Source organism: Crenalkalicoccus roseus, assembly GCF_004761865.1.
GTDB lineage: Bacteria > Pseudomonadota > Alphaproteobacteria > Acetobacterales > Acetobacteraceae > Crenalkalicoccus > Crenalkalicoccus roseus.
Genome location: NZ_SJDM01000021.1, coordinates 1 through 21,542 on the forward strand (window position 1 = coordinate 1; position 21,542 = coordinate 21,542).

The 21,542-nt window shown below is 75.8% G+C and carries 22 protein-coding genes; 16 read left to right on the forward strand and 6 right to left on the reverse strand.

What is annotated here, in order from left to right:
• Positions 1–297: 297 nt before the first annotated feature.
• From proC to ET526_RS13635, 3 genes are all read right to left on the reverse strand, one after another.
• Positions 298–1,113, reverse strand: a complete 816-nt coding sequence (gene proC, locus ET526_RS13625; RefSeq protein ID WP_135468255.1) for a pyrroline-5-carboxylate reductase — start codon at positions 1,111–1,113, stop codon at positions 298–300.
• A 39-nt stretch (positions 1,114–1,152) separates the two neighbouring features.
• Positions 1,153–1,656 (reverse strand): type III secretion system chaperone family protein, encoded by a 504-nt coding sequence (locus tag ET526_RS13630; RefSeq protein WP_135468256.1) that lies wholly within the window; start codon positions 1,654–1,656, stop codon positions 1,153–1,155.
• Between the two features lie 174 nt (positions 1,657–1,830).
• On the reverse strand, positions 1,831–2,592 hold the full coding sequence (locus tag ET526_RS13635; protein ID WP_135468257.1) for a sulfite exporter TauE/SafE family protein: 762 nt from the start codon (positions 2,590–2,592) through the stop codon (positions 1,831–1,833).
• 158 nt (positions 2,593–2,750) lie between these two features.
• Here ET526_RS13635 and ET526_RS13640 point away from each other — a divergent pair, with 158 nt between their 5' ends.
• The 5 genes from ET526_RS13640 to ET526_RS13660 all read left to right on the forward strand — a co-directional run bounded on the left by ET526_RS13640 (position 2,751) and on the right by ET526_RS13660 (position 8,804).
• A complete protein-coding gene (locus tag ET526_RS13640) occupies positions 2,751–3,992 on the forward strand; it encodes a pyridoxal phosphate-dependent decarboxylase family protein (protein WP_135468258.1) in 1,242 nt (413 codons plus the stop codon).
• Between the two features lie 73 nt (positions 3,993–4,065).
• Positions 4,066–4,719, forward strand: coding sequence for a glutathione S-transferase family protein (locus tag ET526_RS13645; protein ID WP_135468259.1), 654 nt, complete (start codon positions 4,066–4,068; stop codon positions 4,717–4,719).
• Between the two features lie 59 nt (positions 4,720–4,778).
• A complete protein-coding gene (thrC, locus tag ET526_RS13650) occupies positions 4,779–6,188 on the forward strand; it encodes a threonine synthase (RefSeq protein ID WP_135468260.1) in 1,410 nt (469 codons plus the stop codon).
• Positions 6,189–6,210: 22 nt separating this feature from the next.
• Positions 6,211–7,476 (forward strand): M16 family metallopeptidase, encoded by a 1,266-nt coding sequence (locus tag ET526_RS13655; protein ID WP_135468261.1) that lies wholly within the window; start codon positions 6,211–6,213, stop codon positions 7,474–7,476.
• Positions 7,473–8,804 (forward strand): TldD/PmbA family protein, encoded by a 1,332-nt coding sequence (locus ET526_RS13660; RefSeq protein ID WP_135468262.1) that lies wholly within the window; start codon positions 7,473–7,475, stop codon positions 8,802–8,804. Before ET526_RS13655 ends, ET526_RS13660 begins: the two co-directional genes overlap by 4 nt.
• A gap of 13 nt (positions 8,805–8,817) precedes the next feature.
• On the opposite strand, the gene ET526_RS13665 is transcribed toward ET526_RS13660, so the two are convergent.
• The gene (locus ET526_RS13665) at positions 8,818–9,492 is read right to left on the reverse strand and encodes a DUF2459 domain-containing protein (RefSeq protein ID WP_158295581.1); all 675 of its coding nucleotides are present in this window, start codon (positions 9,490–9,492) and stop codon (positions 8,818–8,820) included.
• Positions 9,493–9,616: 124 nt separating this feature from the next.
• Between ET526_RS13665 and ET526_RS13670 the strand changes: the two genes are divergently transcribed.
• From ET526_RS13670 to ET526_RS21270, 9 genes are all read left to right on the forward strand, one after another.
• Positions 9,617–10,615: a Tim44 domain-containing protein gene (locus ET526_RS13670; protein ID WP_135468264.1), complete on the forward strand. Its 999-nt coding sequence runs from the start codon at positions 9,617–9,619 to the stop codon at positions 10,613–10,615.
• Between the two features lie 168 nt (positions 10,616–10,783).
• Complete coding sequence (locus ET526_RS13675) at positions 10,784–10,966, forward strand: hypothetical protein (protein ID WP_135468265.1); 183 nt, start codon at positions 10,784–10,786, stop codon at positions 10,964–10,966.
• A gap of 239 nt (positions 10,967–11,205) precedes the next feature.
• The gene (locus tag ET526_RS13680; RefSeq protein ID WP_135468266.1) at positions 11,206–12,003 is read left to right on the forward strand and encodes a UDP-2,3-diacylglucosamine diphosphatase; all 798 of its coding nucleotides are present in this window, start codon (positions 11,206–11,208) and stop codon (positions 12,001–12,003) included.
• A gap of 21 nt (positions 12,004–12,024) precedes the next feature.
• Positions 12,025–13,086: a glycosyltransferase family 4 protein gene (locus tag ET526_RS13685; protein ID WP_135468309.1), complete on the forward strand. Its 1,062-nt coding sequence runs from the start codon at positions 12,025–12,027 to the stop codon at positions 13,084–13,086.
• 121 nt (positions 13,087–13,207) lie between these two features.
• Positions 13,208–13,897, forward strand: coding sequence for a lysophospholipid acyltransferase family protein (locus ET526_RS13690; RefSeq protein ID WP_135468267.1), 690 nt, complete (start codon positions 13,208–13,210; stop codon positions 13,895–13,897).
• Entirely contained in the window at positions 13,894–15,276 is a 1,383-nt protein-coding gene (locus ET526_RS13695; RefSeq protein ID WP_135468268.1) for a 3-deoxy-D-manno-octulosonic acid transferase, read from the forward strand. Before ET526_RS13690 ends, ET526_RS13695 begins: the two co-directional genes overlap by 4 nt.
• 310 nt (positions 15,277–15,586) lie before the next feature.
• Positions 15,587–16,576: a tetraacyldisaccharide 4'-kinase gene (gene lpxK, locus ET526_RS13700; RefSeq protein ID WP_135468269.1), complete on the forward strand. Its 990-nt coding sequence runs from the start codon at positions 15,587–15,589 to the stop codon at positions 16,574–16,576.
• 63 nt (positions 16,577–16,639) lie between these two features.
• Positions 16,640–17,212: a TetR/AcrR family transcriptional regulator gene (locus ET526_RS13705; protein WP_135468270.1), complete on the forward strand. Its 573-nt coding sequence runs from the start codon at positions 16,640–16,642 to the stop codon at positions 17,210–17,212.
• A complete protein-coding gene (locus ET526_RS21270; protein ID WP_158295582.1) occupies positions 17,209–17,355 on the forward strand; it encodes a hypothetical protein in 147 nt (48 codons plus the stop codon). Before ET526_RS13705 ends, ET526_RS21270 begins: the two co-directional genes overlap by 4 nt.
• Positions 17,356–17,373: 18 nt before the next feature.
• Here the strand turns inward: ET526_RS21270 and ET526_RS13710 are convergent, their stop codons facing one another.
• Both ET526_RS13710 and xseA read right to left on the reverse strand, forming a co-directional pair.
• Positions 17,374–18,195 (reverse strand): M23 family metallopeptidase, encoded by an 822-nt coding sequence (locus ET526_RS13710; RefSeq protein ID WP_135468271.1) that lies wholly within the window; start codon positions 18,193–18,195, stop codon positions 17,374–17,376.
• Positions 18,192–19,688 carry an exodeoxyribonuclease VII large subunit gene (gene xseA, locus ET526_RS13715; RefSeq protein WP_135468272.1) on the reverse strand — a complete coding sequence of 499 codons (1,497 nt, stop codon included), beginning with the start codon at positions 19,686–19,688 and terminating at the stop codon, positions 18,192–18,194. The genes ET526_RS13710 and xseA overlap by 4 nt, the downstream gene beginning before the upstream one ends.
• A gap of 72 nt (positions 19,689–19,760) precedes the next feature.
• Between xseA and purD the strand changes: the two genes are divergently transcribed.
• Complete coding sequence (gene purD / locus ET526_RS13720) at positions 19,761–21,029, forward strand: phosphoribosylamine--glycine ligase (RefSeq protein ID WP_135468273.1); 1,269 nt, start codon at positions 19,761–19,763, stop codon at positions 21,027–21,029.
• 293 nt (positions 21,030–21,322) lie between these two features.
• The gene (locus ET526_RS13725; protein ID WP_135468274.1) at positions 21,323–21,529 is read left to right on the forward strand and encodes a hypothetical protein; all 207 of its coding nucleotides are present in this window, start codon (positions 21,323–21,325) and stop codon (positions 21,527–21,529) included.
• Positions 21,530–21,542 lie beyond the last annotated feature (13 nt).

Below are 21,542 nucleotides of genomic sequence, written 5' to 3' on the forward strand. Positions count from 1 at the left end.
GGTTTGTCCACGCGGCTTAGAGCCGTTTCCACTCGGCTGCAAATGCGGAAGCGGCTCTAGTCCATTGTTTTTGGAGCAGAGTCACGCTCCCGGCCGTTTCCGGCCGCCCGCGATCTGCTCCAGGGCGGATCCCGTTCAGGCCCCTGCTGCGGGGCGGCGCGCGGAGGGCCGGAAGCGGCGGGGCGCGCGACCCTGGCCCCAGGGGGATGGGCTGGAGCGGCTTCCGCCCCGCCTCTGCGCATGGCAGCGGCCCCGGCGCCTTGTCCGCCAAGGGGGAAGGCGCGCTTCCGGCCGGCCCTACCCCGCCAGTTCGCGCGAGCGCTCCGTCGCCGCGGCGATGGCGCGCGACATCAGCGCCGGCCAGGCCTCCGGCGCCATGAGCACGGCGAGCGCCCGCTCGGTCGTGCCCTTGGGGCTGGTGACGGCGCGGCGGAGGCTCGCCGCGTCCTCCGCGCTCGCCGCGAGCAGCGCGCCCGAGCCGGCGACGGTGGCGCGCGCCATGCGGCGGGCGAGGTCGGGCGGCAGGCCCTGCTCGACCGCCGCCTGCTCCAGCACCTCGGCGAGCAGGAAGACATAGGCCGGGCCACCGCCGGAGACGGCGGTGACCGGATCGAGCATCCCCTCCTGCTCCACCCAGGCGACCTCTCCCACAGCGGCGAGCAGCCGGTCGGCGAGGTCGCGCTGCGCCGCCGTCACGCCGGGGCCGGCGAAGGCGACGGTGAAGCCCTGGCGCACCGCCGCCGGGGTGTTCGGCATCGCCCGCACCACCGCCGCCCCGGCGCCGAGCAGGGCGCGCATCCCGGCGATGGTGCGGCCGGCCATGATCGAGAGGAACACCGTCTCCGGCCCGGCGAGGCGGGCATAGGCCGGAAGGGCGGCGCCCGCCTCCTGTGGCTTGATGGCGAGAATCACCGCCGCGGGGCGAAGGTCGGCCGGGACCTGCGCGGCCTCCGCCACCACGGTGGCGCGGCCGGCGAAGCGCGCGGCGGCTTCCGGGTTCGGCTCCACCACCACGGCGCGGCGCAGGCCCTGCTCCAGCCAGCCGGTGAGCATCGCACCCCCCATCTTCCCGCAGCCGACCAGCAGCAGCGGGGGCAAGGACCCCTCGGCCATCGCGCTCCTCCTCCCGTGCCCGGACGCGGCGCCCGCCCCTCAGGCCTCGCCGAGGCAGTCGAGCATGGCCGCGGCCAGGGCGTCCGCGGGGGTCTTGCCGCCCCAGAGGACGAATTGGAAGGCGGGGAAGAAGCGCTCGCACTCGGCGATCGCGATGTCCACCATGTCCTCGAGCGATTCCGCGGAGGCGCCGGGCGCGCCCCGCAGCAGGACGGAGTGGCGGAACACCGGCACCCCATCCTCGCTTTCCAGGCCGAAATGGCCGATCCAGAGCTTCTCGTTGGCGAGCGCCAGCAGCTCGTACAGCCGCTCGCGCCGCTCCGCCGGCACCTTCAGGTCGAAGGCGCAGGAGAAGTGCATGGCGCTGACCTCCGGCGACCAGGAGAAGAAGAGGCCGTAGTCGCACCACTTGCCCGGCGCCTCGGCCGCCATCTCGCTCTCCGAGCGGCGCTCGAAGGCCCACTCGTTGGCGGTGACGATCTGTTCGAGGACGTCGAGGGGGTTCGTCGAACGCTCGCGGTCGGTGGCCAGATAGCCGGACATCGCGGCACCTCCTCTTCCCGTTCGGGGCCGAAGGGAACCCGGCGCCGAAGTCTTGGGTGAATCGGTGCCGGGCACCCACCATCCTTAGACTACGCAGCTGCGAAACGCCACCACAAGAGCTGCGGTTGCGCGGCCGGCGGGGCTTCTCGCGCGATCGTCGGGAGGGGGGCAGGCTCACCCCCCGCCCGCCAGGGCGCGCAGCGCCAGCAGCAGGTTGCGCAGCGCCAGCAGCGAGACCACCACCGCCACGATCACCATCAGCGGCCGGTCGGGCACGCGCTTCGCCACCAGCGCCGCGAAGGGTGCGGCCAGCACGCCCCCCAGCACCAGCCCGGCGATGATCGGCCAGAGGGAGAGACCGATGGTGGCGACGAAGGCGGCCGAGATCGCCACCGTGACGAAGAACTCGGCGAGGTTGGCCGAGCCGATCGCCTCCCGCGGCACGCTGCCCTGGCCGATCAGGGTGGAGGTGACGATCGCCCCCCAGCCGCCGCCCCCGGCCGCGTCCAGCGCCCCACCGCAGAAGCCGAGCAGCGCCACCCGCCAGGGGCGCGGCACCGCCGGCGCCCGCGGCCGCAGCGCCTTGGCCAGGATCACCCCGCCGAGCACCAGCAGGTAGAGGCTGACGAAGACCCGCACCGGACCGATCGGCGCCCCCACCAGCAGGAAGGCGCCGAGCACCCCGCCCAGCATCCCCGGCAGCGCCAAGCGCAGCACCAGGTCGCGCCGGACATTGCCGACGCACCAGTGGGCGAGGCCGGAGGCGCCGGTGGTGAACACCTCCGCCGCGTGGATGCTGGCGCTCGCCGCCGCGGGCGCGACCCCGAGGGTGAGCAGCACGCTGGCCGCCGAGAGGCCGTAGGCCATGCCGATGGCGCCGTCGATCATCTGCGCCGCGAAGCCGACGGCGGCGAACACGATCACGTCCTCGACCATGGCGCGTCCCCGCTGCCGCCCCGGCCCGGGGAGGCGCCGTGGCCGGGGCGCCGGAGATGGGGAGCCGCGGGCCCGCCCGACAGAGGGGCGCCGAAGCGGCTGCCCCGCCCCGCCCCGCCATGCCAGCATGGGGCCGCAGGACACGGGAGGAGAGCCGGATGCACCGCATCCCCGCGCAGGGCAGGCCCTGGGAGGCGCTGAAGCAGGAATTGGAGGCCGCCAAGGCCGGCGACTACGCCTGGCGCCGCGGCCGCCTCGCCGTCTACGTCTACTACCTGGACGAGGCGCTGAGCCGGGTGCAGCAGGAGGCCTACGCCGCCTACTGGACCGAGAACAACCTCGGCCAGCGCGCCTTCCCCAGCCTGAAGCGGCTGGAGGAGGAGGTGGTCGGCATGGGCCTCTCGCTGATGGCCGCGCCGGAGGGGGCGGGGGGCACCTTCACCTCCGGCGGCTCGGAGAGCATCTTCCTCAGCCTGCTCGCGGCCAGGGAGCGGGCGCGGGAGGAGCGCGGCATCGCCGGCGGCAACGTGGTGATGCCGAACAGCGCCCACCTCACCTTCGACCGGGCCTGCTGGTATCTCGGCCTGGAGCCGCGGCGCGTCCCGGTCGGGGCGGCGTTCCGCGCCGACCCGGCGGCGATGGAGGCGGCGATGGACGGGCGCACCATCGCCCTCGTCGGCTCCGCCCCCTGCTACCCCTTCGGCGTCTTCGACCCCATCGCCGATCTCGGCCGCATCGCGCGGGCGCGCGGGCTGTGGCTGCACGTGGACGCCTGCGTCGGCGGCTTCCTCTCTCCCTTCGCGGCCAAGCTCGGCCACGAGATCCCGGAGTGGGACTTCCGCGTGCCGGGGGTGACGGCGATCTCGGCCGACATCCACAAGCACGGCATGGCGCCGAAGGGCGCCTCGCTGCTGCTGGTGCGGGAGGAGGGGCTGCGGCGCTTCCACCGCTTCGAGAGCCGCGCCTGGCAGCGCGGGCCCTACGCCGCCTACACCACCCAGGGCACGCGGCCGGGGGGCGCGGTCGCGGCCGCCTGGGCGGTGATGCACTACCTCGGCGAGGCGGGCTACCTCGACTGCGCCCGCCGCATCATGGAGGCGAAGGCGGCGCTGGTGGCGGGGATCGAGGCGATCCCGGGGCTCGAGGTGCTGCGGCCCTCCGAACTCTCCCTCTTCGTCTACCGCGCGACCGACCCGGCGCTCGACATCGCGCGGGTGGCGGCGGCGCTGGACCGGCGCGGCTGGCTGCCGGGGCGGCAGCAGGAGCCGGACGGGATGCATCTGCATCTCAACCCGGTGCACCGGGGGGTGGAGGCGGACTACCTCGCCGATTTGCGCGCAGCGGTCGAGGAGGCGCGGCGGGGGGCGGTGGAGCGGATGGCGGCGGGGCGGACCTACTGAGGCCTGGCGCCGAGGCTTCCCCGCAGCCGCCATCGCGGGCAGGGTGCGCGACCCGGGCCCCCAGGACCACCGCATGCTGACGATCTACGGCGTCTACCGCTCCCGCGCCTCGCGCAACATCTGGCTGGCCGAGGAGATCGGCCTGCCCTACCGCCTGGTGCCGGTGATCCAAGCCTATCGCCTGCCCGATCCGGACGCGCCGGACGCCCCGCTGCACACCCGCTCCGCCGAGTTCCTGCGGATCAACCCCAACGGCCACGTGCCGGCCATGGTGGATGGCGAGCTGGTGCTGCACGAATCCCTGGCCATCAACCTCTACCTGGCGAAGCGCTATGGCGGCGCGCTCGGGCCGGCCGATGTCGCGGAGGACGGGCTGATGACCATGTGGTCGTTCTGGGCGGCGACGGAGGCCGAGCCGCACGCGCTGGAAGTGCTCACCCACCGCGCCGCGAGGCCGCCTGCGGAGCGGGACCCGGCGGCGGCGGCGGCGGCGGTCGCGGCGCTGCGCGCGCCCTTCGCGGTGCTGGACCGGGCGCTGGCGGGAAAGGACCACCTTGTCGGCGGACGCTTCACCGTGGCCGACATCAACGTTGCGGAGGTGCTCCGCTTCGCCCTGCCGGCGCCGGAGCTGTTCGAGGCGGTGCCGAACGTGCGGCGGTGGCTGGCTGCCTGCCACGCCCGGCTCGCCTTCCGCGGCATGATGGCGAAGCGCGAGCAGGAGGCCTGACCGCCGGGGCACGCCCCGCCCCTCGCCCCCGGGGCCGCCAGCGGCTAGCGTGCGGCGCCATGCGCTACCTCTCCACCCGGGGCCAGGCCCCGCCCCGCGACTTCGAAGGCGTCCTGCTCGCCGGCCTCGCCGAGGATGGCGGCCTGTTCGTGCCGGAGGCCTGGCCCGAACTCTCCGCCGGGGAGTGGCGGGCGCTGCGCGGCCTGCCCTATGCGGAGCTGGCGGCGCGGCTCATCCATCGTTTCACGGGGAACACGCTCTCCCTCGAGGCGCTGCGCGCCATGGCGGAGGGCGCCTACGGGGGCTTCGGCCACCCCGCCGTGGCGCCGCTGGTCCAGCTCGACCATCGCCGCTTCGTCCTGGAGCTGTTCCACGGCCCCACCCTCGCCTTCAAGGACATGGCGCTGCAGCTTCTCGGCCGCCTGTTCGACCAGGTGCTGGAAAGGCGCGGCGAGCGCATCACCATCGTCGGCGCCACCTCGGGCGATACCGGCTCGGCCGCCATCGAGGCCTGCCGCGACCGGGCGGCGGTGGACATCGTCATCCTCCACCCGCTCGGGCGCACCTCGGAGGTGCAGCGGCGGCAGATGACCACGGTGCTCTCGCCCAACGTGCGCAACATCGCCATCGAGGGCGACTTCGACACCTGCCAGGACCTGGTGAAGGCGATGTTCAACGACGCGCCCTTCCGCGCCGAGATGCGCCTCGCCGCCGTCAACTCCATCAACTGGGCGCGGATCGCGGCGCAGATCCCCTACTACGCCGCCGCGGCGCTGGCGCTCGGCGCGCCGGACCGGCCGGTCGCCTTCAGCGTGCCGACGGGAAATTTCGGCAACGTGCTGGCCGCCTGGGCGGTGCGGCGGATGGGGCTGCCCGTCGCGCGGCTGATCGTCGGGTCCAACCGCAACGACATCCTGGCCCGCTTTCTCGCCGCCAACGACATGAGCGCGCGGCCGGTCGAGCCTTCCCTCTCGCCGAGCATGGACATCCAGGTCAGCTCGAATTTCGAGCGCCTGCTGTTCGAGCTGCTCGGCCGCGACGGCGCCGCCACCGCCGCGGCGATGCGCCGCTTCCGCGCGGAGGGACGGATGCCGGTGCCGGACGCCGCCTGGCGCGAGGCCACCGCCCTGTTCCGCGGCTTCACCCTGGACGACGAGGGGACGCTCGCCGAGATCCGCCGCCTGTGGGAGCGCGCCGGCTACCTCGCCGACCCGCACACCGCCATCGGCACCGCCGCCGCCCGCGCCCTGGCGCCCGAGGACCCCGCCATCCCCGTGGTGGCCGCCGCCACCGCCCACCCGGCCAAGTTCCCCGAGGCGGTGGAGCGGGCCACGGGCCGCCGCCCCCCTCTGCCGCCGCGCCTCGCCGACCTATATGAGCGCGAGGAGCGGTTCGAGGTCCTGCCGCCGGATCTCGGCCGGATCGAAACCGCCGTCCGTTCCCATGCCCGCCGCAACCGCGCGGCCTGAAACCCGGGAATCCGAGCACCGCATGTCCGACGCCGTCCGCCTCACGCGCCTGCCCAACGGCCTGACCGTGGTCTCCGAGACCATGCCGCGCGTGGAGACCGTCTCCTTCGGCGCCTACGTCGCCGCCGGCACGCGCCACGAGGACGCGGCCGAGAACGGCGTGTCCCACTTCCTCGAGCACATGGCCTTCAAGGGCACGGAGCGGCGCGACGCTGCCGCCATCGCCCGCGAGATCGAGAACGTGGGCGGGCACCTCAACGCCTACACGGCGCGCGAGAACACCGCCTACTACTGCAAGGTGCTGAAGGAGGACCTGCCGCTGGCCGCCGACATCATCGGCGACATCCTGACGCATTCCACCTTCGTGCCCGAGGAGCTGGAGCGCGAGCGGGGGGTGATCCTGCAGGAGATCGGCCAGGCCAACGACACGCCTGACGACGTCATCTTCGACCATTTCCAGGCCACCGCCTTCCTCAACCAGCCGATGGGCCGCCCGACGCTGGGCACCGAGGAGGTGATCCGGCGGATGGAGCGCGGCGCGCTCACCGGCTACATGCGCCGCCACTACGGGCCGGAGCGCATGGTGGTCGCCGCCGCCGGCGCCGTGGAGCACGAGGCGCTGCTCGAGCTGGTGCGCCGCCACTTCGCCGACCTGCCCCAGGTGAGCCCGCCGCCGCCCGAGCCCGCCCGCTATGTGGGCGGGGAGTTCCGGGAGATGCGCGACCTCGACCAAGTGCACATCGTCCTCGGCTTCCCCGGCGTCGCCTACCGGGATCCGCTGCACTACCCGATGCTGCTGCTCTCGACCCTGCTCGGCGGCGGCATGTCCTCCCGCCTGTTCCAGGAGATCCGGGAGAGGCGCGGCCTCGTCTATTCCATCTACTCCTACGCCCACCCCTTCGTGGATGGCGGCATCTTCGGCATCTACGCCGGCACCGGGGAGAAGGAGGCGGAGGAGCTGGTCCCGGTCACGCTTGAGGAGCTGCGCAAGGTGCAGCGCGACGTGACGCAGGAGGAGCTGGACCGCGCCAAGGCGCAGCTCCGCGCCTCGCTGCTGATGTCGCTCGAGAGCACCGGCAGCCGTGTCGAGCAGCTCGCCCGCCAGCTCCAGGTGCATGGCCGCGTCATCCCGGTGGAGGAGACCAAGGCGAGGATCGCCGCCGTCACCGTCGGGCAGGTGCAGGAGGCGGCCGCCCGCGCCTTCCGCGCCAAGCCGACGCTCGCCGTGCTCGGCCCCGCCACCAGAGTGCCCGCCCTGCCCGAGATCGCCGCGAGGCTTGCGGCATGAGCGGCCGGCTCGACACCCTCGCCGCCCTGGTCGAGGCCGCCCGCAGGGCGGGGGCCGACGCCGCGGACGCGATGCTGGTCGCCGCCGCCTCGCTCTCCGTGCAGCGCCGCCTCGGCAAGATCGAGCAGCTCGAGCGCTCGGAGGAGTTCGGCCTCGGGCTGCGGGTCTTCGTCGGCCGCCGGCAGGCGATCGTCTCCTCCACCGACGCCTCCCCCGCCGGCTTCGCCGCGCTCGCCGAGCGCGCGGTGGCGATGGCGAGGGTGGTGCCGGAGGACCCCCATGCGGGCCTGCCGGAGGCCCCGGACGGGCTGGTCGCCGCCGATCTCGACCTCGCCGACACGGCCGAGCCCACGGCCGAGCAGCTCATCGCCCGCGCCGCCGAGGCGGAGGAGGCGGCACTGGCGGTCGCGGGCGTCACCAACTCCGAGGGCGCGGAGGCCGGCTGGTCGCGCGCCGAGATCGCGCTTGCCGCCAGCAACGGCTTCGCCGGCGCCTATCTCCGCACCAGCCACTCCGTCTCCGCCACCGCGCTCGCCGGCCAGGGCACGGCGATGGAGCGGGATTACGACTACGCCACCGCCGTCCACCTGGCGGATCTCGAGGACGCCGCCACCATCGGCCGCCGCGCCGGGGAGCGGGCGGTGGCACGCCTCAACCCGCGCCGACCGCGGACGGCGAAGCTGCCGGTGGTCTATGACCCGCGCGTCGCCGCCTCGCTGCTCGGCCACCTGGCGGGGGCGATCAATGGCGCGGCGGTGGCGCGCGGCACCTCCTTCCTCAAGGACCGCATGGGCCAGCGCATCATGCCCGAGGGCGTGACGGTGCTCGACGACCCGACGCGGCGGCGGGGGCTCCGCTCCCGCCCCTTCGACGGGGAGGGGATGAAGGGGGAGCGGCGCGCCATCGTCGAGGACGGGGTGCTGACCACCTGGATCCTCGACTGGCGCAGCGCCCGCCAGCTCGGCCTCGCCAGCACCGGCCATGCCAGCCGCAGCACCGGCGGCCCACCCGGGCCGGCACCGACCAACCTCTGGCTGGCGGCCGGGAAGGTGACGCCGGCGGCGCTGATGGCCGACATCCGCGAGGGGCTCTACGTCACCGAGCTGATCGGCATGGGCGTGAACGCCGTGACCGGCGACTACAGCCGCGGCGCCGCCGGCTTCATGATCCGCGACGGTGCCCTGGCCGAGCCGGTGAGCGAGATCACCATCGCCGGCAACCTGCGCGAGATGCTCGCCCACCTCACCCCGGCCGACGACCTGCAATTCCGCCGCGGTACCGACGCGCCGACCGTCAGGGTGGAGGGGATGACGCTGGCCGGGGCGTGACCGCGCGCTCCCCTCACGCCATCAGCCGCCGCGCCGCCCGGCGCGCCTCGCGCATCGCGGCGCCGGCGGTCATCACGCCGGAGGGGTCGAGCGGCAGCCCGCCCGCCGCCAGCGCCTCCACTGCCCAGGTGTTGGAGGTGTAGGGCAGGGCGTAGCGGCGGCGCGCCTCGAAGAACCAGGCGCCGGGGCGGAAGCCGGGGCGGATCGGGCGCGGCCGGCCCGCCGCGTCGCGCTCGAACTCGCCGAGCAGGAAGGCCGCGACGGCCTCATGCGCCGCCCCGGCCAGCGGCAGCGGCACCGCGTCCTCCACCGTGTCGGGCGTGGGCGGGGCCGCCATCGGCACGGCGAGCAGCGCCCCCGGCCCGGGCAGGAGCGCGCCGGAAAGCTCCGCCAGCCCCGGCTCGCGCGCGGTGAAGAACCCGCGGGCGCCGAAGCCGAAGGCGACCAGCGGCGCCTCCGGCAGGAAGGGGGCGAGCAGCCGCGCCAGCGCCTCCTCCCGGCGCAGCGGCAGCGCTACCTCGGTGTGCCAGGAGATCTGCACCAGCCAGGCCGCGGGCACGCCCGGCGGCGGGGCCGGAACCGGCTCCCGCCCGGCGCCCGCGCAGGCGGCGAGGGCGAGCGCCGGCAGCAGGGCGCGGCGGCCAACGGCCCCGCCCTCGGGCGGGTTCCACGGTGGCGTCCCGGTCATGGGGTGGGGAACGCGGCCGGGCGGGGGCGGTTGGAAGGAAGGCGCCGCGGTTGCGTTCGCATCGCGCCGCGGCTTTCCTATATTTGTTGTAATCGGAACCGCGTTCCCGGAGAGAGCCCCGCCCATGCGCCGTCCCGCCACCTTCCTGGCCGCCATCGCGGTCGTCGCCCTGGCCCTCGCCCCCGCCCTGGCCGAGGCGCAGCGCGGCGGCGCCCGCTCCATGGGCAGCCGCGGCAGCCAGACCTACTCCGCCCCGCCCCCGACCCGCACCGCCCCGGCCCAGAACCAGGCGCGGCCGATGGAGCGCAGCATGACCGAGCCTGGCCGTGCCGCCCAGCCGGGGGCGCCGGCGGCGCGCACCCCGGCCGGCGCGGCGGCGCCGGCGGCGGGGGGCATGTTCGGCCGCAGCCCCTTCATGGCCGGGCTGATGGGCGGGCTGATCGGCGTCGGCCTCGGTGGGCTGCTGTTCGGCCACGGCTTCTTCGGCGGCCTCTCCGGCTTCGCCGGCGTCCTCGGCCTGCTGCTGCAGATCGCGCTGATCGCCGGGCTGGTGTGGCTGGTGCTGCGCCTGATCCGCGGCCGCCAGCAGCAGCCGGCCCTGGCCGGCGCGCCGGCGGGGGCGATGGCGCGCGACCTGCACGGCCCGGCCGGCTCCGCTCCGGCCGGCGCGCGTCCGGCCGCCGGCCGGGGCACGGTGCCCGCCACGGGCCTTGCCCCCCTCGCGCTGCAGCCGGCGGATTTCGAGACCTTCGAGCGCATCCTGAAGGAGGTGAACGAGGCCTGGTCGCGCCAGGATCTGCCGGCGCTGCAGCGCCTCGCGACGCCGGAGATGGTGCAGTACTTCTCCGAGGACCTCGCCGACCTCGCCAGCCGCGGCCTGCGCAACGAGACCCGCGACACGGTGCTGGAGCAGGGCGACCTGGCCGAGGCTTGGCGCGAGGACGGGCGCGAATACGCCACCGTCGCCATGCGCTACTCCTTCGTCGAGGTGACGCGCCGCGCCGAGGACGGCGCGGTGGTGGAGGGCGACCCGGCGCGGCGCACCGAGGCCACCGAGATCTGGACCTTCGTCCGCGCCCCGGGCGGCAACTGGCTGCTCTCCGCCATCCAGGCGACGGGCTGAGGCGCTCCGGCGGCGCGGCGCGCCGGCCTGTGGCGGGGCCGCCGCCCTCACCGGGAGGTGAGGGCGGCGGTGGCGCAATTGTGGCGAACCGGGGCCGGATTGTGGCATTCTGATGGCGGGATCGGGCGGGCCGTGCCACGATCCCGCCACGACTCGGAGGCCGCCCCGATGCTCTTCCTGTGCTTCCTGGCCGTTGCCGCGGCGCTCGGCGGGCTCGCCGCCGTTGGGCTCGCCCTCGGCCCGCTGACCGGAAGCGCGGCGACGGCCCTGCTGGCCGCGCCCGCCCTCGGCACCCTCTCGCTGGCGAGCGGCCTCGCCGCGGCCGTGATCGCGCTGCGCCGCCACGGCTGACCCCCGCAGGGGAGCGATCACGTCTGGAAAAGGAATCACCCAAGCTTCACGCCCCAAGCGCGAGCGGCGCGTTACAGCGGCGCGGCGCGACCACTGCCGGGGCACGCCGCCCCCGCAGGAGGACCCGCGCGCCCGTGGGGGCGGCCGGGCCGCGAGGCGTCGTCGCCTCCTCGGCACGGGAGACCTGAGCCGGCGCCGCCAGGACGCGGAGGGCCGTCCGGCGAGCGAGGCGAGGGGTGATGCAGACGACCGAGGTGACGCGCCGCTACCGCACGGTGTTCCTCTCCGACATCCATCTCGGCACCCGCGGCTGCCGCGCCGACTTTCTCCTCGACTTCCTGCGCCGCACCGAATGCGAGCGGCTGTTCCTGGTGGGCGACGTGGTGGATGGCTGGCGGCTGCGCAAATCCTGGTACTGGACCGAGGAATTCGACGAGGTGGTGCGCCATGTGCTGCGCCTCGCCCGCTCCGGCGTCCAGGTCACCTACATCCCCGGCAACCACGACGAGATGTTCCGCGCCTGGCTCGGCCTCGAGGTCGCCGGCATCCGCCTGGTGCGGGAGGCGGTGCACGTCACCGCCGACGGCCGGCGGCTGCTGGTGATCCACGGCGACGAGTTCGACGGCGTGATCCGCTACGCCAGGTTCCTCGCCCTGCTCGGCGACTGGGCCTATGACCAGGCGCTGGTCGCCAACCGCTGGTTCAACGAGGCGCGGCGGCGCCTCGGCTACCCCTACTGGTCGCTCAGCCAGTGGATGAAGCGGCAGGTGAAGGGCGCGGTGAAGGCGATCGACCGCTTCGAGGCCGCGCTCGCCACCGAGGCGCGGCGCCGCGGCCTGGACGGCGTGATCTGCGGCCACATCCACCATGCCGAGATGCGCGTGGTGCAGGGCGTGCTCTACATGAACGACGGCGACTGGGTGGAGAGCTGCACCGCCCTCGTCGAGCATGCCGACGGCCGCTTCGAGCTGGTGGACTGGGCGCGGGAGAACCGGCTCTCCTTCCCGCCCGCGCCGGGGGCCATTGCCACGGCCTGACCGCGCCCGCACATGGGGCTGATGCCCCTCGACGCCGAAGCCCGCGCGGCACGCGGCGCGCGGCCCGCCACCGGCGCGCCGCTGCGCCTGCTGATCGTCTCCGACGCCTGGCACCCGCAGGTGAACGGGGTGGTGCGCACGCTCGAAACCGTGGCCGCGCATCTCCGCGCCGCCGGGGATGTGGTGGAGGTGATCGGCCCCGACCGCTTCCGCACCATCCCGCTGCCCGGATATCCGGAGATCCGCTTGGCCCCGTTCCCGGCGGCGCGGCTGGCGCGGCTGGTGGACGCCTTCGCCCCGCAGGCGGTGCACATCGCGACCGAGGGGCCGCTCGGCTGGGCGATGCGCGCGCTGTGCCGCCGGCGCGGCTGGCGCTTCACCACCACCCTGCACACCCGCTTCCCCGACTACCTGCACGCCCGCACCGGTCTGCCGCCGCGCCTCTCCTGGGCACTGCTGCGCCGCTTCCACGCGGCGGGGGAGGGCACCTTCGCCGCCACGCCCTCGCTGTGCGAGGAACTCGCCGCGCGCGGCTTCGCGCGGGTGCGGCTGTGGTCGCGCGGGGTGGATCTCGACCTGTTCCGCCCGATGCCGGGCGAGGCCTGGCCGGGCCTGCCCCGGCCGGTCTTCCTCTATGCCGGGCGGCTGGCGGTGGAGAAGTCCATCGAGGCCTTCCTCGCCCTCGACCTGCCCGGCTCGAAGGTGGTGGTGGGGGACGGGCCGCAGCGCGCGGCGCTGCAGCGCCGCTTCCCGGCGGCGCATTTCACGGGCTGGAAGCGCGGGGCGGACCTCGCGCGGGCCTATGCGGGGGCGGACGTGCTGGTCTTCCCTTCCCGCACCGACACCTTCGGCATGGTGATGCTGGAGGCGATGGCCTGCGGCACCCCGGTCGCCGCCTTCCCGGTGCCCGGGCCGCGCGACGTGGTGGCGCCGGGGACGGGCGTGCTGGACGAGGACCTTGGCCGCGCCGCGCTCGCCGCGCTCGGCTGCGACAGGGCGCGCTGCCGCGCCCATGCCGAGGGCTTCGCCTGGCCCGCCTGCGCCGCCGCCTTCCGGGAGCTGGTGACGCTGGTGCCGGTATAGGGCGCTCGCCCGCGGCGGGGGCGCCCTCTCCCTCTGTCTGCGCGTGCCCGGCCGCCGGTGGGCTATTCCGGCTGCGGCGCGGGCGTGCTACGCGCCGCCCTCCCGCCATGCGCAGACACCCATGCTCCGGCGCCTGATCCGCCATCCGCGGGCGCAGGCCGCCCTGGCCCGGCTGCTCGGCCTCTACCTGGCGACGGTGCTGCGCACCACGCGCTGGACGCTGCTCGGCCAGGAGCATCTGCGCGCCGCCCTCTCGCCCCCCGGCCAGGGCGCCATCCTCGCCTTCTGGCACGAGCGGCTGGCGCTGATGGCGCCGGCCTGGCAGGTGGCGCGGGAGACCGAGCCCCCGCTGCGCGGGCGGCGGGCGCATGTGCTGGTCTCCCGCCACCGCGACGGGCGGCTGATCGGCGCGGTGGGCGGGCGCTTCGCCCTCTGCATGGTGCACGCCTCCTCCTCCCGCGGCGGGGCGGCGGGGCTGCGCGCCATGCTGCGCCTGCTCGCCGCCGGGGAGTGCGTGGTGATCACGCCCGATGGACCGCGCGGCCCGGCGCGTCGCGCGGCGCCCGGGGTGGCGCAGCTCGCCGCCCTCTCCGGCCGGCCGGTGCTGGCCTGCGCCGCCGCCACCACGCGCCACCGCCGGCTCGGGAGCTGGGACCGGATGCTGCTGCCGCTGCCCTTCGGCCGCGGCGTGATCGTGGCCGAGCCCCCGCTCGCCGTGCCACGCGAGGCGCCGGAGGCGGCGCTGCCCGCGATCGAGGCCGCCCTCACCGCCGCCTGCGACCGCGCCGATTCCTGGGGGCCGGGGCGATGAGCCTGCCCGTCCTGCTCTGGCGCCTCGGCGCCGCCGCGGCGGCGCCGGTGCTGCCGCTGCTGCTCCGCCGCCGCGCTGCGCGGGGCAAGGAGGTGGCGGCGCGCCTTTCCGAACGCTTCGGGGAGGGCGCGGCCCGCCCGCCTGGCCGGCTGCTCTGGCTGCACGCGGCGAGCGTGGGGGAGACCGCCTCGGTGCTGCCGGTGCTGGAGGCGCTGGCGGCGCGCGCCCCGCAGCTGTCCGTGCTGCTCACCACCGGCACCGTCACCGCGGCGCGGCTGCTGGAGCAGCGCCTTCCCCCGGCGCTGCGGGGGCGGGTGCTCCACCGCTTCGCGCCGCTCGACGTGCCGGCCTGGGTCGGGCGCTTCCTCGCCGGGTGGCGGCCGGACGCGGCGGCCTTCGTGGAATCGGAGCTGTGGCCGAACCTGGTGCTGGCGGCGCGGGCGCGGGGGATTCCGCTGGCGCTGGTGAATGCCCGCCTCTCCGCCCGTTCGGCCCGCCGCTGGGCCCGCGCGCCGGGGCTGGCGCGGACGGTGCTGGGCAGCTTCGCCCTGGTGCTGGCGCAGTCCGAGGCGGATGCGGCGCGGCTCGCCGCCCTCGGCGCCCCGGCGCCGCGCTGCCTCGGCAACCTGAAGGACGCGGCGCCGCCGCTGCCGGCCGCGCCGGAGGCGATGGCGGCACTGCGCGCGGCGGTGGGGGCGCGGCCGGTGCTGCTCGCCGCCAGCACCCATCCCGGGGAGGAGGCGCTGGCGATCGCGGCACACCGCCTGCTCGCCCCGCGCCTGCCGGGGCTGCTGACCGTGCTGGTGCCGCGCCACCCGGAGCGTGGGGCGGAGGTGGCGGCGGCGGCGGCGGGGCTGGCGGTGGCGCGCCGCGCCGCCGGGGCGATGCCGGGGCCGGAGGTGGCGGTCTATGTCGCCGACACGCTGGGCGAGCTTGGCCTGTTCTACCGCCTGGCCGGCGTCGCCTTCGTCGGCGGCTCGCTGGTGCCGCATGGCGGGCAGAACCCGCTGGAGCCGGCGCGCCTCGGCTGCCCGGTGCTGGTCGGCCCGCATTGCTGGAACTTCGCCGAGCCGGTCGCGCGGCTGCTGGGCGCGGGCGGGGCGCTGCGCATCGAGGGGGAGGATCCGGCCGGGGCGCTGGCCGAGGCGGCCTTCACCGTGCTATCCGACCCGGCGCGGGCGCGGGCGATGGCCGCCGCCGCCGCTGCCGCCGCCGCGACCGAGGCCGGGCTGCCGGCCCGGGTGGCGGAGGCGCTGCTCGCCCTGCTGGGGCCGGACGCGGCCGGGGGCACGATCCCGGATGGGAGGGCGCGTGCCCTGCCATCGGCCCCGGAGCGGATCGCGGACGGCCCTGGCCGGGAGCGTGACTCCGCTCCGTAGATTGGTGGGCGGATCGCGGATGGCCCTGGCCGGGAGCGTGAATCCGCTCCGCAGATTGGTGGGCGGATCGGAGGCGGCCCGGCCGGAGGTCGCGATCCTTCCCCGGGGGTGGCGCCGGCGTAGCGGGCCTGGGGAGAGCGGAAACGGTGCCCGAGGGCGGCGCCTGCCCCGGGCCGGGCACGCCCCCGAGGGAATGCAACCACTTGCGCGGAGCCGACCTTGCGCGGTTTGCTCCGCCATCAAGGCCGGCGCCGGGATCCGGGGCCGGCCAGGGAACGAGACATCCGATGCACGCCAAGGTTCACGCCTGATGCGCGCCCCCGGCTTCTGGAGCGGGGAAAGCGCAAGCCTGGCACCCCTGCTGCTCTCCCCCTTCTCCGCCCTCTACGCCGCGGCGACGGCGCGGCGCGTCGCCCGGCCCGGCTGGAAGGCGCCGGTGCCGGTGATCTGCTGCGGCAACGCCACCGCCGGCGGGGCGGGCAAGACCACCCTCGCCCTCGACCTCGGCCAGCGCCTGGCGAGGCGGGGCATCGCGGTGCACTTCCTGCTGCGCGGCTATGGCGGGCGGCTGAAAGGGCCGCTGCGCGTGGACCCCGCCACGCATGACAGCACCGATGTCGGCGACGAGGCGCTGCTGCTCGCCGCCGAGCGGCCGACCTGGATCTCCGCCGACCGCGCCGCCGGCGCGCGCGCCGCCATCGCCGCCGGGGCGCAGGCCATCGTCATGGATGACGGGCTGCAGAACCCGACGCTGGAGAAGGACCTGTCGCTGCTGGTGATCGACGGCAATTTCGGCTTCGGCAACGGCCGGATCATCCCCGCCGGGCCGCTGCGCGAGCCGGTGGAGGCTGCCGCCGCGCGCTGCCGCGCCGCGGTGCTGGTCGGCGAGGACGAGACCGGCGCGGTGGCGAAGCTGCCGCCGCGGCTGCCGGTGCTGCGTGCCAACCTCGCGCCGGGTCCGGAGGCGGCGCTGCTCGCCGGCCAGCCGGTCTTCGCCTTCTGCGGCATCGCCAACCCGCGCAAATTCTTCGCCACGCTGCAGCAGGCCGGCATGGTGCTGGCCGGGCGCGAGGCCTATGCCGACCACTACCCCTTCGACGAGGGCGACCTGCGCGCGCTGCTGGCCGAGGCCGACCGGCTGCGCGCCGTGCCGGTGACCACGCGCAAGGACTTCGTGCGCATCCCCCCCGCCTTCCGCGCCCGGGTGACGGTGGTGACGGTGCGGCTGGAATGGGAGGAACCGGCGGCGATCGAGGCGCTGCTCGACCCGCTGGCCGCGGGGGTGCCGGTGGCGGCCTGAGGGTCCTGGAAATTTCGGCGCGGGCCGTTTGACAAACCGTCCGGCCGGTATAGCTAAGGCGGCATGAGCGATTCGCCCGCCGCCCCCCTGCCGGATGCCCGCACCCGCATCCTCGACGCGGCCGAGGCGATCATCCGCGCCCGCGGCGTCGCCGGGCTGACGCTGGAGGCGGCGGCGCGGGAGGCCGGCGTCTCCAAGGGCGGGCTGCTCTACCACTTCGCCTCCAAGGAAGCGCTGCTCGCCGGCCTGCTGAACCGCATGGCCGGCCATGTCGAGGAGGCGTTCCGGCAGGTGCTGGAGGCCCAGCCGGAGGGGCGGGGGCGCACGACCCGTGCCATCCTCGCCTGGACCTTCGACCATCCGGAGGCGGTCTGCCAGCAGCACGAGCGCGCCGCGGCCGTCTTCCTCGCCGCCTTCCACCACGATCCGGCCCTGCTCGACCCGGTCCGGGAAGTCATCGGCCGCATCCGCGCCCGGCAGCGCGAGGACGGCCTTCCCACCGGCGTGGCGCAGGCGGTGATGGCCGCCTGCGACGGGCTGTTCATGGCCTCCCTGTTCGGCATGTACGCGCTCGAGGAGGCGGAGCGGCGCGCCATCCGCACCGCCCTCGAGCGGCTTCTGGAGCCCTCGCCGTGAGCCTGCGCCTGTTGCTGCTCCTTGCCTTCCTCTGCACCGCCGCCAGCGCCGGCGTCACGCTCTGGGCGCAGGAGGAGGGCCTGCCCACCCAGCGCCTGGCCGCGCCCGGCCCGGCCCTGGTCGAATCCGGCGCCGCCCGCTGAGGGGGCGCCTTCCGGCGCTCACCCCTGGACGGGCGGCAGCACCGGCTGCGGATCGAGCCAGGTGGCGTACCAGGCCAGGCTGAAATGCAGGTGCGGGCCGGTAACGCGGCCGGTGGCGCCGATGGCGCCGATGCGGCGCCCCGCCTCCACCACCTCGCCCTCCGCCACCGCGATCTCGGAGAGGTGGGCGTAGAGGGTGTGCACCCCGTGCCCGTGGTCCAGCACCACCAGCCGGCCGAAGAAGAAGAACTCCGCCGCCAGCGTCACCTGACCCGTGGCCGAGGCCATCACCGGCGTGCCGGTGGGGCCGGCGATGTCCAGCCCGTAATGCGGCTGGCGCGGCTGGCCGTTCAGCACCCGCTGGCTGCCGAAGACGCCGCTGATGCGCCCGCGCGCCGGCCAGACGAAGCCCTGCGCGAAATCCACCCGCGCGCTGTCCACCGCCCGCACTGCCGCCAGGCGCTCGCGCTCGGCGCGGATGCGGCGCAGCGCCGCCTCGTCCGGCGTCACCTGCGCGGGCGGCAGGCCGGTGATGTGCTGCACGTCCCACTCCCGCTTCGCGATGGCGAGGCGCTGCGCCTGTGCCCGCCCGCCCGGCGGGGTGACGGTGAGCACCGCCTCCGGCCCGTGGTCGCGGCCGAAGCCGAAGGCGAACTCCCCGCCCGGGCCCACCCGCACCGCGCGGCCGTCGAGCGCAAGGCGCGTGCCCGGCGCGGCGCCGCCGGTGACGAAGCCCCCCTGCGCCAGCCCCTTCGGCCCGAGCGCGAGCTGCGCCCCCGCCCGGCGCGGCAGCAGGGCGAGGGCGGGCAGCGCCAGCAGGGCGCGTCGCTTCGCCCTCACAGCAGCGCCCCCTGCGCCGGCGCCTCCTCCTCCCCGGCCGGGCGGCGCCGCAGCGGGCGCGGGCCATCGGCGGTGGCGCCCACCACGCCGTCGGCGAAGCCGAGGCTGAGGCGCGCGCCGGGCGCGACCTCGGCGGCGCGGGCCAGCACCGTGCCGTCCTCCCGCGTCACCAGGACGAAGCCGCGCGCCAGCACCGACTGGTAGGAGACGCCCTCGAGCCGCGCCGCGAGCGACTCCAGGCGCAGCCGGTCCTGGCGGAGCAGCGCCGCGAGCGGGCCGGGGGTGAGGCAGGCCCCGGCCAGCGCCGCCTGGCGGCGCGCCAGCACGCGGCGATAGGCGGCGGTCGCCTGGGTCATGCGCAGATGCAGCGCGCCGCGCCGCGCCGCGATCACCTCCCGCGGGTGGCGCAGCCGCGCCGTGGCGTGGTCGAGCTGGGCGCGGCGGCGGCGCAGGCAGTCCGCCGGCGCGCGCTCCAGCCGCTCCGACCAGTCGTCGAGGCGCTGGCGCATGCGGCCGAGCAGCGCCGGCAGGTCGGGCAGGCCCCGCTCGGCCCGCGCCAGGGAAAGGCGGGATTCGCGCAGCCTGGCGCGCAGGCACTGGCCGAGGCGCAGCGCCTTCTGCCGCAGGTCGTCCAGCAGCTCGGCCCGCGCCGGCACGGCCATCTCCGCCGCCGCGGTCGGGGTGGGGGCGCGGCGGTCGGCGGCGAAGTCGATCAGGGTGGTGTCGGTCTCGTGCCCCACCGCCGAGATCAGCGGGATGGGGCAGGCGGCGGCGGCGCGCACCACCACCTCCTCGTTGAAGGCCATCAGGTCCTCGAGGCTGCCGCCGCCGCGCGCCACGATCAGCACGTCGGGCCGCGGCACGGGCCCATCGGGCGGCAGGGCGCCGAAGCCGCTGATCGCGGCCGCGATCTGCTCCGCCGCCCCCGGCCCCTGCACCGCCACCGGCCAGAGCAGGATGCGCCGCGGCAGGCGGCGGGCGATGGTGGTGCGGATGTCCTGGATCACCGCCCCGCGCTCGGAGGTGACGACGCCCACCACCAGCGGCAGCCGCGGCAGCGGGCGCTTGCGCCCCTCCTCGAACAGCCCCTCGGCCAGCAGCTTCCGCCGCAGCCGCTCGATGCGGGCGAGGAGGGCGCCCTCCCCGGCGTAATCCAGCCGCTCCACCGTGAGCTGGTAGCTGGAGCGGTCGCCATAGGTGGTGAGGCGGCCGGTGGCGACGACCTCGGCGCCGTTCTCCGGCCGCACGCCGGAGCGGCCGGGGCTCCAGGACCAGACGACGCAGTTGAGCTTCGCCTTGCTCTCCGGGTCGGGGTCCTTCAGCGAGAAGTAGAAGCGCGTCGGGCCGTAGGCCTTGCACTCCACCACCTCGCCGCGCACGCGCAGGCGGCCGAAGGCGCCTTCCAGCGTGCGCTTCACGGCGCCGGAGAGGTCGCCCACCGTGTATTCGGGGATGTTGCTGACGGAATCGCGGGGCGGCGGCTGCGTGTCCATCGCCCCATCCTATGCTAAGCGGCCGGCGCCGGGGAACCCGTTCCCCATACGTTTCTCAGCGGGAGTGGTCCCATGAAGGTGCTGGTGGTCGGCGGCGGCGGGCGGGAGCACGCGCTGTGCTGGGCGCTCTCCGCCTCTCCGGTGCTGACGCGGCTGTTCTGCGCCCCGGGCAACGCCGGCATCGCCGCGGTGGCGGAGTGCGTGCCGATCGGCGCCGAGGAGGTGCCCGCGCTGGTGGACTTCGCGACGCGGGAGGGCGTGGGCCTGGTGGTGGCGGGGCCGGAGGCGCCGCTGACCCTGGGCCTGGCCGATGCCTGCGCCGCGGCCGGCATCCGCTGCTTCGGCCCGACCGCGGCGGCGGCGCGGCTCGAGGGCAGCAAGGCCTTCATGAAGGAGGTGGCGGAGGCCGCCGGCGTGCCGACCGCGCGCTGGGCCCGCTTCGACGACCCGGCGGCGGCGCGCGCCCATCTCCGCGCCGCGGGCGCGCCCATCGTGGTGAAGGCGGACGGGCTGGCCGCCGGCAAGGGCGTGGTGGTGGCGCAGACGGTCGCGGAGGCCGAGGACGCGGTCGCGGAGATGATGGAGCGCCGCGTCCACGGCGCGGCCGGCGCGACGGTGGTGATCGAGGAATGCCTGGAGGGGCCGGAGGTCTCCTTCTTCGCCCTCTGCGACGGGGAGGTGGCGCTGCCGCTCGCCGCCGCGCAGGACCACAAGCGGGTGGGGGAGGGCGACACCGGCCCCAACACCGGCGGCATGGGCGCCTACTCGCCCCCGCCGATGGTCACCGAGGCGCTGCGCGAGGAGGTGATGGCGCGCATCGTCCGCCCCGTACTGGCGGAGATGGCGCGGCGCGGCGCGCCCTTCCGCGGCGTGCTGTTCGCCGGGCTGATGCTGACGGCGGCGGGGCCGAGGCTCTTGGAGTTCAACGTCCGCTTCGGCGATCCGGAATGCCAGGCGCTGATGGTGCGCCTGCGCTCCGACCTGCTGACGGCGATGCTGGCCGCCTGCGACGGGGAGCTGGCGGATTTCGATCTGCGCTGGTCGGAGGCGCACAGCCTGGTGGTGGTGCTGGCCGCGCGCGGCTACCCCGGCGCCTATGCGAAGGGCGGCGTGATCCGCGGGCTGGAGCGGGCGCAGGCGGTGCCGGGGGTGCAGGTGTTCCACGCCGGCACCGCGCGGCGGGCGGACGGGGCGCTGGTGGCGAATGGCGGGCGGGTGCTCGGCGTCACCGCGACCGGGGCGACGCTGCGTGAGGCGCGGGAGGCGGCGTACCGGGCGGTGGACGCGATCGAGTGGCCGGAGGGGTTCTGCCGGCGGGACATCGGGGCGAGGGCCGTCTGAACCGCATCGCCGGAAGGAATCGCCCCTTGATGGCCCGGGACGGAAAAACCGGGCTTGACATCCTGTCTTCGCCGTAAGAATTGGTTTGTGTCGGCGCGCCCCGGCGTGTCCGACCCTTGGAACAGAGAGCACGATGGATTGCCACCCTAGTCGTGGCACCGCTGCCCTCGTCGCAGCCGCGGCGGGAGCCGCGGTGCCCTCCACACAGCAGGGCTTCCCGGGCCGCGGGCCCGAGGCGACGGGGCGCTGACCCCATCGCCTCCACCGCCGCCGGGCGGCCGATGGAGGCGAGGATGAGCCACATCACCTGGATCCCGCTGCCGCGCCGGGACTTCCCCGGCACGCCAGCGGATGGGCGGCCGCCGCGACCGGCGCTCGTCGCGTCCTGGCATCTCGACCACGGCACGCGCCGCCCCGTCTGCGCCTGGCGGGCCATCATGGCCGGGCCGGACCCGCTCGGCTTTCGCCGCGAGGAGGCGACGCATGGACGACGGAAGTAGTCGGCCGGCCGCG

Bases quoted from the DNA above. Each gene is read 5' to 3' on its own strand.
- ET526_RS13665 (WP_158295581.1), bottom strand. From the start codon at position 9,492: ATGACCGGGACGCCACCGTGGAACCCGCCCGAGGGCGGGGCCGTTGGC.
- ET526_RS13630 (WP_135468256.1), bottom strand. From the start codon at position 1,656: ATGTCCGGCTATCTGGCCACCGACCGCGAGCGTTCGACGAACCCCCTC.
- ET526_RS13645 (WP_135468259.1), top strand. From the start codon at position 4,066: ATGCTGACGATCTACGGCGTCTACCGCTCCCGCGCCTCGCGCAACATC.
- ET526_RS13655 (WP_135468261.1), top strand. From the start codon at position 6,211: ATGTCCGACGCCGTCCGCCTCACGCGCCTGCCCAACGGCCTGACCGTG.
- ET526_RS13680 (WP_135468266.1), top strand. From the start codon at position 11,206: ATGCAGACGACCGAGGTGACGCGCCGCTACCGCACGGTGTTCCTCTCC.
- ET526_RS13660 (WP_135468262.1), top strand. From the start codon at position 7,473: ATGAGCGGCCGGCTCGACACCCTCGCCGCCCTGGTCGAGGCCGCCCGC.
- ET526_RS13695 (WP_135468268.1), top strand. From the start codon at position 13,894: ATGAGCCTGCCCGTCCTGCTCTGGCGCCTCGGCGCCGCCGCGGCGGCG.
- ET526_RS13635 (WP_135468257.1), bottom strand. From the start codon at position 2,592: ATGGTCGAGGACGTGATCGTGTTCGCCGCCGTCGGCTTCGCGGCGCAG.
- ET526_RS13670 (WP_135468264.1), top strand. From the start codon at position 9,617: ATGCGCCGTCCCGCCACCTTCCTGGCCGCCATCGCGGTCGTCGCCCTG.
- thrC (WP_135468260.1), top strand. From the start codon at position 4,779: ATGCGCTACCTCTCCACCCGGGGCCAGGCCCCGCCCCGCGACTTCGAA.
- purD (WP_135468273.1), top strand. From the start codon at position 19,761: ATGAAGGTGCTGGTGGTCGGCGGCGGCGGGCGGGAGCACGCGCTGTGC.
- ET526_RS13675 (WP_135468265.1), top strand. From the start codon at position 10,784: ATGCTCTTCCTGTGCTTCCTGGCCGTTGCCGCGGCGCTCGGCGGGCTC.
- proC (WP_135468255.1), bottom strand. From the start codon at position 1,113: ATGGCCGAGGGGTCCTTGCCCCCGCTGCTGCTGGTCGGCTGCGGGAAG.
- ET526_RS13640 (WP_135468258.1), top strand. From the start codon at position 2,751: ATGCACCGCATCCCCGCGCAGGGCAGGCCCTGGGAGGCGCTGAAGCAG.
- ET526_RS13690 (WP_135468267.1), top strand. From the start codon at position 13,208: ATGCTCCGGCGCCTGATCCGCCATCCGCGGGCGCAGGCCGCCCTGGCC.
- lpxK (WP_135468269.1), top strand. From the start codon at position 15,587: ATGCGCGCCCCCGGCTTCTGGAGCGGGGAAAGCGCAAGCCTGGCACCC.
- ET526_RS13725 (WP_135468274.1), top strand. From the start codon at position 21,323: ATGAGCCACATCACCTGGATCCCGCTGCCGCGCCGGGACTTCCCCGGC.
- xseA (WP_135468272.1), bottom strand. From the start codon at position 19,688: ATGGACACGCAGCCGCCGCCCCGCGATTCCGTCAGCAACATCCCCGAA.
- ET526_RS13685 (WP_135468309.1), top strand. From the start codon at position 12,025: ATGCCCCTCGACGCCGAAGCCCGCGCGGCACGCGGCGCGCGGCCCGCC.
- ET526_RS13705 (WP_135468270.1), top strand. From the start codon at position 16,640: ATGAGCGATTCGCCCGCCGCCCCCCTGCCGGATGCCCGCACCCGCATC.